Origin of the sequence: Leclercia sp. M50 (assembly GCF_037150775.1) — a bacterium.
Lineage (GTDB): Bacteria > Pseudomonadota > Gammaproteobacteria > Enterobacterales > Enterobacteriaceae > Enterobacter.
In genome coordinates this window covers 20,848-31,552 of record NZ_JBBCPK010000055.1, presented here as the reverse complement: position 1 = coordinate 31,552, position 10,705 = coordinate 20,848, and the positions used below count along the sequence as shown (strand labels likewise).

Sequence of the window (10,705 nt, the reverse complement as noted above, 5' to 3'; positions counted from 1 at the left end):
GCACCGCCGCTTCCACGATAAAGAGTCCGACTTCCTTGCCTTTGTAAACCTGTGGAATTACATCGGCGAGCAGCAGAAAGCGCTGTCCTCAAACCAGTTCCGGGACTTTATGCGCTTCGGCAAGGGTCGTGGTCTTGCTGGTTTTCACGCACTGCGCTTTATGGCCTTTACGGGATGTACATTTTTCTGTCACAACGCGGGAAGCGGTTTGAGTTGTACGGGGCGCGCTGCGGGAGGAATTTTTGCTTTTCTTACTGGAGGTGGCTGGCTGTGTTTTAGCGAGGCTGCTTTTTTTGCTGCTGCTCTTTTTACTGGCGGTGCTTTTTTTGCTGGTGCTCTCTTTTTTCGTGGTTTTGCCGCTGCTGCTTTTTTTCTTCGGTTCGGTGGCTTTTGCCAGATGCGTTTTGTGGGCGGCAGAAGGCCGCGCCTGCTCTGAGGCGTTTGCCACCGGCGTGAAGGTGAGAGATGAAAACAGCAAAGCACAGAGCGTGATCGAGAATTTAGTTATTCGCGCCACTGGGCATTCCCCTGGTAATAGCTGGATATAAATTATCCTGCGTCTGATTTACAAAACTTGTCGATTCTAATCTATAAAAAGCCCCTGCGTTAATAAACTTTTTGCATCTAAAACTGCGTTTCGTTAGCAAGTGCAAAAAAACAGAATTTCAACGGGTTGATCTGTACATTCGCTGAGCAAAGACGCAGGGGGGAACGGGATAAGGTAGTTTTACAATGCAACTTTACGTCACGCGCGGTAAAATCCTGTACGTGACGAAAATGTTATTTTCCGTAGTCGGCCTGAAACGCTACAATGTCAGACTATTGCCGTAACAGAAGTAAAAGGAAGCAAGACATGAGCACTACTATTGAAAAAATTCAGCAGCAGATTGCTGAAAACCCGATCCTGCTGTACATGAAAGGTTCTCCGAAACTGCCTAGCTGTGGTTTCTCCGCTCAGGCGGTGCAGGCGCTCTCTGCCTGTGGCGAACGTTTTGCTTACGTTGATATTCTGCAGAACCCGGATATCCGCGCTGAGCTGCCAAAATACGCTAACTGGCCGACCTTCCCGCAGCTGTGGGTAGACGGTGAACTGGTTGGCGGTTGCGACATCCTGATTGAGATGTATCAGCGCGGCGAACTGCAGCAGCTGATCAAAGAGACGGCTGCGAAGTACAAATCTGAAGAGCCAGGCGCCGAGTAATCTCGCGCACGGTAAATAAAAAAGCGACCTTCCGGTCGCTTTTTTTATGCGTTGTTGCCAACATCTGGCAGCGGCCAGCCGCCGAGACGCTTCCAGCGGTTAACGATTTCGCAAAACAGTTCCGCCGTGCGTTCGGTATCGTACAGGGCGGAGTGCGCCTGTGTGCCGTCAAAATCGATACCGGCGGTAATACAGGCTTTCGACAGCACGGTTTGCCCCAGCGCCAGCCCGCTTAAGGCCGCGGTATCGAAGGTCACAAACGGATGAAACGGATTACGTTTCAGCGACGCGCGCTCGGCGGCAGCCATCATAAAGCTGTGATCGAAGGTGGCATTGTGCGCCACCATGATTGCGCGATTACAGTTCTGCTCTTTCATGCCCTTGCGCACCATTTTAAAGATGGCATGCAGCGCGTCATATTCACTCACTGCCCCACGCAGCGGGTTATGCGGATCAATGCCATTAAATGCCAGCGCCTCAGGCTGCAGGTTCGCCCCTTCAAAAGGTTCAACGTGAAAATGCAGCGTGGAATCCGGCAGCAAATTGCCCTGTTCATCCATCTTCAACGTGATGGCGGCAATTTCCAACAGCGCATCGGTTTTGGCGTTAAATCCAGCGGTTTCGACATCAATCACGACAGGATAAAAACCACGAAAACGGTCGCACAGACCGGTAAGTTGAGCGTTATCGGACATCTGGATCTCTTACAAGGGGAAAAAAGCAGTGCGTATTATGGCAAATTTTGAGGCGAGATGCAGTAAAACAACGGGCGCATGGCGCGCCCGTCAGGATCAGTTGCCCAGACCGCGACCGGCGTCTTTGGCTTCGATCAGTTCGATTTTATAACCGTCCGGATCTTCAACGAAGGCGATCACGGTGGTGCCGCCCTTAACCGGACCCGCTTCACGGGTCACGTTGCCGCCGTTGCTGCGGATCCGCTCGCAGGCTTCTGCCGCGTTATCCACTTCCAGGGCGATATGACCGTAGGCTGTACCCAGCTCGTAGCTATCCACACCCCAGTTATAGGTGAGTTCGATAACCGCTTCGTCGCTCTCCGGGCCATAACCGACAAAGGCCAGGGAGTATTTGTATTCCGGGTTTTCGCTGGTGCGCAGCAGGGTCATGCCCAGCACGTTAGTGTAAAACTCGATGGAACGTTGCAGATCGCCAACGCGCAGCATGGTGTGAAGTAGGCGCATATTATCCTCTTAGCTTTTATCATCTTGAACAGAAACGATGTTTTAGTATAGCGGCGAAGTGTCGCCGCTATCAATGCGGGGGCTTATAAAGAGGGATAATCGGTGTAACCTTCCGCGCCGCCGCCGTAGAAGCTCTCCGGACGCTGCGGGTTCAGCTCGGCTTTGCGCTGCAGGCGAGCCACCAGGTCCGGGTTGGCGATATAGGCGCGGCCAAAGGCCACGGCATCGATCAGCCCTTTGTTAATCAGATCTTCGGCTTTCTCCGGTGTATAAGCCCCGGCGCCGATGATCACGCCCGGGAAGCGGTCGCGCACTTTCTGACGGAAGGCATCGGTGTATGGCTCGCCGCCAGCCCAGTCTGGCTCGGACATGTGCAGATAAGCGATGCCGCGTTTTGCCAGCTCTTCGATCAAGTACAGCGCGTCGGCTTCTTCATTCGGGCCATTATCCACGTTCTGGAAAGAACCGATTGGCGAGACGCGAATACCAATGCGATCCGCGCTCCACTCTGCAGAAACCGCATCAATCACCTCAAGCACCAGACGGGCGCGATTCTCAACGCTGCCGCCATACTGGTCAGTACGCTGGTTAGAGGAAGGCGACAGGAACTGGTGCAGCAGATAGCCGTGGGCCCCGTGCAGTTCAACCAGATCGAAACCAGCTTCGCGGGCATTGGCGACGGCCTGGCGGAAATCGTTCACGATCCCCGGGATCTCGTCCAGCTCCAGCGCACGTGGCGTGGTGGTGTCAACGCGAATGGCGTTGCCATTCTCATCGCGCAGGGAGGTGCGGGTGCCCGCATTGATCGCAGAGGCAGATACCGGCGCCTGACCGCCAGGCTGGATGCTGCTGTGGGAGATACGGCCAGTGTGCCACAGCTGAACCGCGATGCGGCCATCTTCAGCATGCACGCCGTCGGTGATTTTCTTCCACGCCGCGATCTGCTCCGGGCTGTGCAGGCCAGGGGCGCCGGCATAACCTTTTGCCTGAGCAGAAATTTGCGTGGCTTCGGAGATGATCAGTCCCGCGCTGACGCGCTGGCGATAGTATTCGCCCATCAGCGGCGTTGGGATATCGCCCGGCTCAATGCTGCGCAGGCGGGTGAGGGGCGCCATAAAGACACGGTTTGGTGCTTCGATTGCGCCCACCTTAAGCGGGGTAAACAATTTTTCAGCTGACATAAAGGCTCCTGAGTAGACCGGTCGTCTAGTAATTTGCGAAATAAAAACGCCTGTTAACTGCCAGGCGTAGCAATGATGGTTTTGACATGATCCAGCGCGCTCTCAAGCGGCAGCGCGCTGCGGGACATTTTGGCCTGCAGATTGGCCCCCAGCCACAGGGAGTAGAGCACCTGCGCCTGGGTGAGCGGTTCCCCGACGAAGGCCAGGGATTTCTCCTCCCGCCCCTTCGCCAGCGCCTGCGCCAGCAGGGTGATGACACCCGTGGCCCCTTTATCCATTGCCGTGCGCATATCTTCCGAGAGATCGCACACTTCAGCAGAGAGTTTTACCGTCAGACAGCCGCTGATAATGCCCTGGGCGCAGAACTGGGCCAGCGTCTCCTGATAATAAGCCAGAACACGATCGCGATTATTGCCCTGACCGCTGGCGAAATGGCTGGCCAGACGCTGATGGTAATCCGCGTAATGCCGCTCCAGCAGCGCCACGCCAAACGCCTCTTTTGAGCGGAAGTAGTGATAAAACGACCCCTTCGGCACATCGGCGGTTTTCAGCAGCTCGCTCAGACCCATCCCGGAGAACCCGCGGTGCATGCAAAGACGCTCGCCGGTCGCAAGGAGATGTTCGCGTGTATCGTGTTCAGTGTGCTTATTCATGTCGACAATGTAATAGACCAATCGGTCTATTGCAAGCCTTACGTTCGACGACAGGCGGTAAGCAGATCCATCTGCGGCTGATAGACGGAGGTGCGAATGTTCATCATCCCCAGCACCGTGGAGAAAAGATTATCCTGCGACACCGCCTCTTTCGCGGCCTGATTACGCAGGCACTGCGCATCCACGCCAAAATTCTTTTTATAGTCCTGCGAGAGCCAGAACATGAACGGAATGTGCGTCTGCTGCGAAGGTGCCAGCATGTACGGCGTACCGTGCAGGTAGAGACCGTTTTCCCCCAGCGATTCGCCATGATCGGAGAGATAAACCAGCGCCGTGTTCATCGTCGCCTGACGCGCCTTCAGGGCGTCGATGGTTTTACTCACCACGCTGTCGGTATAGAGGATGGTATTGTCATAAGTGTTCATCAGCGCCTGGTGATCGCAATCCTGGATCTGGTTGGTGTCACAGGTCGGCGTAAATTTGCGGTACTGCTCCGGATAGCGCTGATAGTAGGCCGGGCCGTGACTGCCCATCAGGTGGATCACCAGCACCGTATCCTGTTTAAGCCCATCAAGGGTCTCATTCAGACGATAGAGGTTAACGTCATCAATACAGGATTTATCCTTACAGAACTGATCCAGCTTCCACTGGGTCATGTCGGTATGCGGGATGCGATTACAGGCCCCTTTGCAGCCGCCATCGTTATCACGCCACAGCAGGTTTACCCCGGCGTGGGCCAGCACATCCAGCAACCCTTCCTGATGATGGGCCAGATCGGCATCATATTTTTTGCGCGGCATTCCTGAGAACATGCACGGCACGGAGACGGCAGTTTCAGTGCCGCAGGAGGAGGCCTGCGGGAAGTTAATCATCTCCTGCTTTTCCAGCTCAGGGTTAGTGTCACGCCCGTAACCGTTGAGGGAGTAGTTTTCAGCCCGGGACGCCTCGCCAATCACCAGCACCAGCACGGTTTTTTTCTGCTGCGCCAGCAGCACCGGGCCTTTACGCGCGTCTTCCCCGAGGTGGATGAGAGTCTGGTCGCCGGCAAACCAGCGCGCCTTGCTGTACTTAACGATGGCGCTGACGTAGTTCGCTGGCGTCACCATTTTGACGATGCCTTTGTTGTTGCGAAACAGCGAGGCGTAGTCCTTATAAAAGAGTGCGGCCACCAGAAGGATCACCACCAGGCTCGCGAGGATGGCCGCCACGCGCATCAACAGCGTCTGCCACCACTTACCCGGACGAATACGAATCAGCGCCAGCACGGCGGCTGGCACCAGCCCGGCGATCGCCAGCCACAGCACCAGCTGCGGAGTGATAAGCGCCGTGGCCTCCTGAGAGTTGGTCTCGAAGACGTTAACCATCATATTCTGGTCAATCACCGCGCCGTAGGTAAACATGAACCAGGTCGCCGCCGCGCATCCCAGAGTGAGCAACACCAGCAGCGGTTTGCGGATGAGTGGAATATTCAGAATGCTGAAGACGATGACCCAGCCGCAGAAAAGTACCAGCGGCACGGTCAGGGCAAAGACAAAATCATGCAGCCGGGCGGGGGCGATCACCTGCCAGCTGCGGTGAATAAAGAGGGCGTTTAACAGGGTAAACAGGAGCGCGCAGCCCAGCGTAAATTTTGTATCGTTACACTGTAACTTTTTTAACATCTGCATCATCGTCAACCAGCAAGAATAGTGATGAGGCGAGTATAGGGAGCGAAGATTAGTGAAACCTTAATGCCACAATTCTGTGGTTGACCTCTTGCGTAACCCCGGCTTAAGGTCTTCACTTTACTGAATCTTGGGTTTCGGGAGGTGCGTGTGGCTGAACAACTGGAGTTCTTTCCTGTCCAGAGCCCGTGCCGCGGTATTTGCCAGTCGGATGAGCGAGGGTTTTGTCGCGGCTGTATGCGCAGCCGGGAAGAGCGTTTTAACTGGCAGTCGATGAGCGATGCCCAGAAACAGGAGATCCTGCGCCTGTGCCGCCAGCGTCTTTTGCGTAAATTGCGCGCAAACAAGCCCCCTGAAGCTGAAGAACCTCAGCAGCCCTCACTTTTTTAGCGTCACAAACGCGTATACTCTCCCCAGACTTTTTTTAAAGGAAATTGCTATGGTTCAGCGTATTACCCTTGCCCCGCAGGGCCCGGAGTTTTCTCGTTTTGTGATGGGCTACTGGCGTCTGATGGACTGGAACATGTCCGCCCAGGAGCTGGCCAGTTTTATTGAAGAGCATCTGGATCTGGGGATCACCACTGTCGATCACGCCGATATTTATGGCGGCTACGAGTGTGAAGCGGCCTTTGGTGAGGCGATGAAGCTCTCTCCCGCGCTGCGTGAGCGTATGGAGATCGTCACCAAATGCGGTATCGCCACCACGGCGAAAGCGGAGCATGCCCTCGGCCACTACATTACCGACCGCGACCATATTATTCGTAGTGCAGAACAGTCCCTCACGAATCTGGCGACCGATCGCCTTGACCTGCTGCTGATCCACCGTCCCGATCCGCTGATGGACGCCGATGAGGTTGCCGAAGCCTTCCTCGCCCTGCACCAGAGCGGCAAGGTGCGCCATTTTGGCGTCTCTAACTTTACGCCAGCCCAGTTTGCCCTGCTGCAGTCGCGTCTGCCGTTCACCCTGGCGACTAACCAGGTTGAAATTTCGCCGGTTTATCAGCCGCTGCTGCTGGACGGTACCCTCGATCAGCTCCAGCAGCTGCGTATTCGCCCGATGGCCTGGTCCTGCCTCGGCGGTGGTCGCCTGTTTAATGATGATGCCTTCCAGCCGCTGCGCGATGAGCTGGCGAAGGTGGCCCAGGAGCTGAATGCCGAAACTATCGAGCAGGTGGTCTATGCGTGGATTTTACGTCTGCCATCCCAGCCGCTGCCGATCATCGGTTCCGGCAAAATTGAACGTGTACGTTCGGCGCTGGCAGCAGAGCAGCTGAAGATGACCCGCCAGCAGTGGTTCCGCATCCGCAAAGCCGCGCTGGGTTACGACGTGCCGTAATTCTCTATTTGTCTGACTTTCCGGTTAAAACGTTGCCCCTGGTATAAACTTAAGGGGCAAAAAATAACCAAGGAGGTCATATGAAGCGATTTACTCTGGCAGCGTTAACGCTGGTGGTTTGTGCAGGTGCGCAGGCTGCCAGCGAAGAAGTAAAGATGAACCTCGTCACCTCTCAGGGGATCGGCCAGTCCATCGGGACAGTCACCATCACTGAAACCGATAAAGGCCTGGAGTTTTCCCCGGATCTCAAAGCCCTCCCTCCGGGCGAACACGGTTATCACGTCCATGCCAAAGGCTCCTGCGAACCGGCCATGAAAGATGGCAAACCGTCTGCCGCTGAGGCCGCGGGTGGACACCTCGATCCCCATAACACCGGCAAACATGAAGGGCCGGAGGGGATGGGCCACTTAGGCGATCTGCCAGCGCTGGTGGTCAACAATGACGGTAAAGCGACCGACCCGGTCGTTGCCCCGCGCCTCAAAAAGCTGGATGAGGTGAAAGGCAAAGCGCTGATGATCCATGTCGGTGGGGATAATATGTCGGATCACCCTAAACCTCTTGGCGGTGGCGGGGAGCGCTACGCCTGCGGGGTGATTTGATCGCTGAGGGTGCCCGGTGCGGGTGCCTGTTCCAGCTGGGATAGCGAGCAGTGCAGTCGCCAGATCAGGGCCGCAAGCTCTTGTCCGGCGGGCTGCGGATGATGCGCCAGGGCATTGCAGATGCGCTGAAGCTCATCCAGCGTGGCGGCCAGGGGACGCTGCTGTACGCCGCGTTCGCTCATAATGTCACGCAGCAGTGAGACGGCGACGTCGCGCACCCGGGCCAGCGGATCCGAGCGCATCTCCCAGTCCCGTAACTGCCAGACCACATGGCTGCAGTTCAGCAGCACCACTCCCCAACGCAGCAGCCAGCGTCGCGCCAGCGCATCCTGACTGTTATTGAGCTGGTTAACATGGTGATAGACCAGCGATTCATAGCCATTCTCGCTGAGCCGCGGCCTGCGGCTCAGCTGATCGACAAATCCGCGCCGCAATTCGCGAATGTGACGACGGCTCTTACGCGCATCGGAGCCCGGACGCAGCACCGCAAAGGCCAGCCACGTCAGCCCCACGCCAAGAATTTTTGCCAGGTTGTCATTGAGAAAATCGGCAAAGTCATACACCGGCGGGTTGGTCACCGAAATAAATGAACCCATAAAGACAATAAGCTGCCCCCACAGACCGGCGAGGGCGGGCATCTGCTGCTTCATAAGTTGCATGGTGGTCAGCAGCGGGAAGAGAAACAGCAGGAACAGCCAGAGGTCCGAGATCTGCACCATCAGGCCAAACTTGACCACAAAGCTGAAGAGCGAGAGCAGGATCAGGGTGCGCAGCAGCAGCGTGAGCGAATTAAAGGGCGAGGCCGCCACCGAATAGAGCACGCTGCTGATCGCGGCCAGGGTCAGGGCCGCCCCCCCTGCATCCCACTGGGCGGCAATGGTCCAGGCGCCTACCAGGCTAAGGGCGCAAAAGGTGCGAAAGCCGCTCCAGAGCGCTTCCAGATTATCAGTATGCCGGGCCAGCGCCGGGCTGCGGGGAACGATAAATTCTGTTATCGGCGTCGCGGTTTCAACGGCTTTTATCCAGCGGCTGCTCTGTAGATACAGACGGCAGAAATAGCGTAGTCGCAGCCAGAAGGCACGATGGCGGTAATCCGCGTCGGTGCCTGGCCTCAGTGGAGCAAGGATCCGCGCCACGGTATAAAAATCGGCGTCAGGACGGGCAAGGGCGGCGAGGAGTTGATCGATAACCTCCCGGGTGTGGGCGGGCGGATTAGGCCAGTTCAGCAGCATGCGGCGCAGACTGGAGATGGCGCTGGTCATCCGAAGCTGCTGGTGGAGGAGATAATTAAGCAGGGCATTCTGGCGGCGAAAACGGTAGTGGCTCCAGAAAGCCTGGATGCGCAGCAGGTTCATGGTCAGGATCTGGGCGATAACCTTCTCGTGGGCCAGGCGAATGGCATCGTTACTGTCGGGCTGCCACAGCAGGCTGGCGTGCTCCAGCAGCCGGGTGTGCATGGTTTTCAGCGCGGTGATGAGGGCTTTGCCGTCGGAGGTGCTGGGCAGGATCATCATCATCACCCCGCCGCTAAGGATGCCAATAATAACTTCGCACACGCGGGCCTGGGCGATATCCCACAACTGGGTGGTGTCAAGAATATCAATGACCGGGAACGCGATGATCGCCGCGGTGTATCCAGCCAGCTGGAAGGCATAGGCGACGTTATTGGTGAAATGGGCGCAGGCCCAGGTGCAAAGCGCCAGCCAGGCCGCCATGCTGAACAGAAATAGCCACGGGTCGTTGAGCGTATGACCGGCAATAATCAGCGCAGCGGTGGCACCGAGCAGGCTGCCCGCCACGCGGCCAAGGCTTTTACTGATCACACCGCCAACGGTCGGGAAGCTGACCACCGCCGCCGAGGTCATCGCCCAGTAGGGTTCGTCGAGGTTAAGACAGTAGGCGACAGTGAGAGCCAGGCACATCGCTATCCCGTTGCGCAGGGCGTAGCGCCACTGCGCCGGGGTCGCCTTTATCCACGGCAGGTTGCGCCATGAAAAAGCGGGGAGGTTCACCGGGCGGATCCCACAGAGACGGTACAGGTGGTGCCGGAGACCAGCGTCAGGTCAGGCGGTAGCTTGTCGAAACTGATGCGCACCGGGATGCGCTGCGCCAGCCTCACCCAGGGAATATTGGGTTTCACGTCGGGCACCAGCCCTGAATCGGTCTCCACGCTCTGATCGTAGATAGCCCGACCAATACTCGATACGTGACCCTGTAACGTTTGCGCACTGCTGTAGAGTACGATCTGCACCGGCGCACCCTCACGGATATGCCGGAGCTTGGTCTCTTCAAAATAGCCCACCACGTAAAAGGAGTGGCTGTCGACCAGGGCGAACACCGGCTGGCCCGTGGAGGCGTAATCACCCACCCGGGTTGAAAGATTGGTGACCCAGCCGTCCACCGGTGCTTTAACCACCGTCTGGGTCAATTGCCACTGCGCCTGTTTTAGCGTCGCTTCAGCCACTGCTACGTTGGCCTGCATCGCCTTGACGTTAATATTGGCGGTATCCAGATCTTCGGCGGAGATATATTTTTGCGACAGGTGGCGGCGCCGGTTCGCTTCATTATTGGCTTTTGAGAGATCGGACTGAGCTTTTGCCAACTGCGCCTCGGCGTTAAGCACTGCAATATGGAACGGGGTCTGATCAATTCTGAAGAGCACCTCTCCCGCATGGACAAACTGGTTATCTTTAATGTGCAGGGTGGTAATCGTGCCGGAAACCTGGAGCGTCACGCTGACCTGCTCGGCGCGTACCTTTCCGTCCCGGGTCCAGGGGGACTGCATATAATAATTCCATAGCCACCATCCGGCGATGAGCGCCACGGCCAGAACCAGTAATGATGAAAAATATTTAATTGTTTTCATAAGCAT

General features: G+C 56.7%; 11 protein-coding genes and 1 pseudogene. 5 read left to right on the top strand and 7 right to left on the bottom strand.

All coding sequences use genetic code 11. The annotated features are described in order from the left end of the window. Positions 1-115 (top strand): annotated as a pseudogene (locus WFM46_RS23855) (hypothetical protein); the annotation flags it as partial. 738 nt (positions 116-853) lie between these two features. Continuing rightward, positions 854-1,201 carry a monothiol glutaredoxin 4 gene (gene grxD / locus WFM46_RS14535; RefSeq protein ID WP_032617810.1) on the top strand — a complete coding sequence of 116 codons (348 nt, stop codon included), beginning with the start codon at positions 854-856 and terminating at the stop codon, positions 1,199-1,201. Between the two features lie 44 nt (positions 1,202-1,245). Here grxD and rnt read toward each other — a convergent pair whose 3' ends face one another. From rnt to eptA, 5 genes are all read right to left on the bottom strand, one after another. Further along, positions 1,246-1,896 (bottom strand): ribonuclease T, encoded by a 651-nt coding sequence (rnt, locus tag WFM46_RS14530; protein ID WP_114315182.1) that lies wholly within the window; start codon positions 1,894-1,896, stop codon positions 1,246-1,248. Between the two features lie 96 nt (positions 1,897-1,992). Next, on the bottom strand, positions 1,993-2,400 hold the full coding sequence (gene gloA / locus WFM46_RS14525) for a lactoylglutathione lyase (protein ID WP_103179362.1): 408 nt from the start codon (positions 2,398-2,400) through the stop codon (positions 1,993-1,995). A gap of 83 nt (positions 2,401-2,483) precedes the next feature. Further along, positions 2,484-3,581 (bottom strand): alkene reductase, encoded by a 1,098-nt coding sequence (locus tag WFM46_RS14520; protein WP_114315181.1) that lies wholly within the window; start codon positions 3,579-3,581, stop codon positions 2,484-2,486. Between the two features lie 53 nt (positions 3,582-3,634). Beyond that, positions 3,635-4,234 carry a TetR/AcrR family transcriptional regulator gene (locus WFM46_RS14515; RefSeq protein ID WP_336997891.1) on the bottom strand — a complete coding sequence of 200 codons (600 nt, stop codon included), beginning with the start codon at positions 4,232-4,234 and terminating at the stop codon, positions 3,635-3,637. 38 nt (positions 4,235-4,272) lie between these two features. Then, positions 4,273-5,901 (bottom strand): phosphoethanolamine transferase EptA, encoded by a 1,629-nt coding sequence (eptA, locus tag WFM46_RS14510; protein WP_325940600.1) that lies wholly within the window; start codon positions 5,899-5,901, stop codon positions 4,273-4,275. Between the two features lie 147 nt (positions 5,902-6,048). On the opposite strand from eptA, the gene WFM46_RS14505 reads away from it, so the two are divergent. The 3 genes from WFM46_RS14505 to sodC all read left to right on the top strand — a co-directional run bounded on the left by WFM46_RS14505 (position 6,049) and on the right by sodC (position 7,833). Further along, positions 6,049-6,288 carry a DUF1289 domain-containing protein gene (locus tag WFM46_RS14505; RefSeq protein ID WP_103179366.1) on the top strand — a complete coding sequence of 80 codons (240 nt, stop codon included), beginning with the start codon at positions 6,049-6,051 and terminating at the stop codon, positions 6,286-6,288. A 49-nt stretch (positions 6,289-6,337) separates the two neighbouring features. Continuing rightward, positions 6,338-7,234, top strand: coding sequence for an aldo/keto reductase (locus WFM46_RS14500; RefSeq protein ID WP_336997890.1), 897 nt, complete (start codon positions 6,338-6,340; stop codon positions 7,232-7,234). Between the two features lie 80 nt (positions 7,235-7,314). Then, on the top strand, positions 7,315-7,833 hold the full coding sequence (sodC, locus tag WFM46_RS14495; protein ID WP_103179368.1) for a superoxide dismutase [Cu-Zn] SodC: 519 nt from the start codon (positions 7,315-7,317) through the stop codon (positions 7,831-7,833). Here sodC and WFM46_RS14490 read toward each other — a convergent pair. Continuing rightward, the gene (locus WFM46_RS14490; protein WP_336997889.1) at positions 7,812-9,845 is read right to left on the bottom strand and encodes an FUSC family protein; all 2,034 of its coding nucleotides are present in this window, start codon (positions 9,843-9,845) and stop codon (positions 7,812-7,814) included. The two genes, sodC and WFM46_RS14490, sit on opposite strands and share 22 nt — an antisense overlap. Next, positions 9,842-10,705: an HlyD family secretion protein gene (locus tag WFM46_RS14485; RefSeq protein ID WP_336997888.1), complete on the bottom strand. Its 864-nt coding sequence runs from the start codon at positions 10,703-10,705 to the stop codon at positions 9,842-9,844. Before WFM46_RS14485 ends, WFM46_RS14490 begins: the two co-directional genes overlap by 4 nt.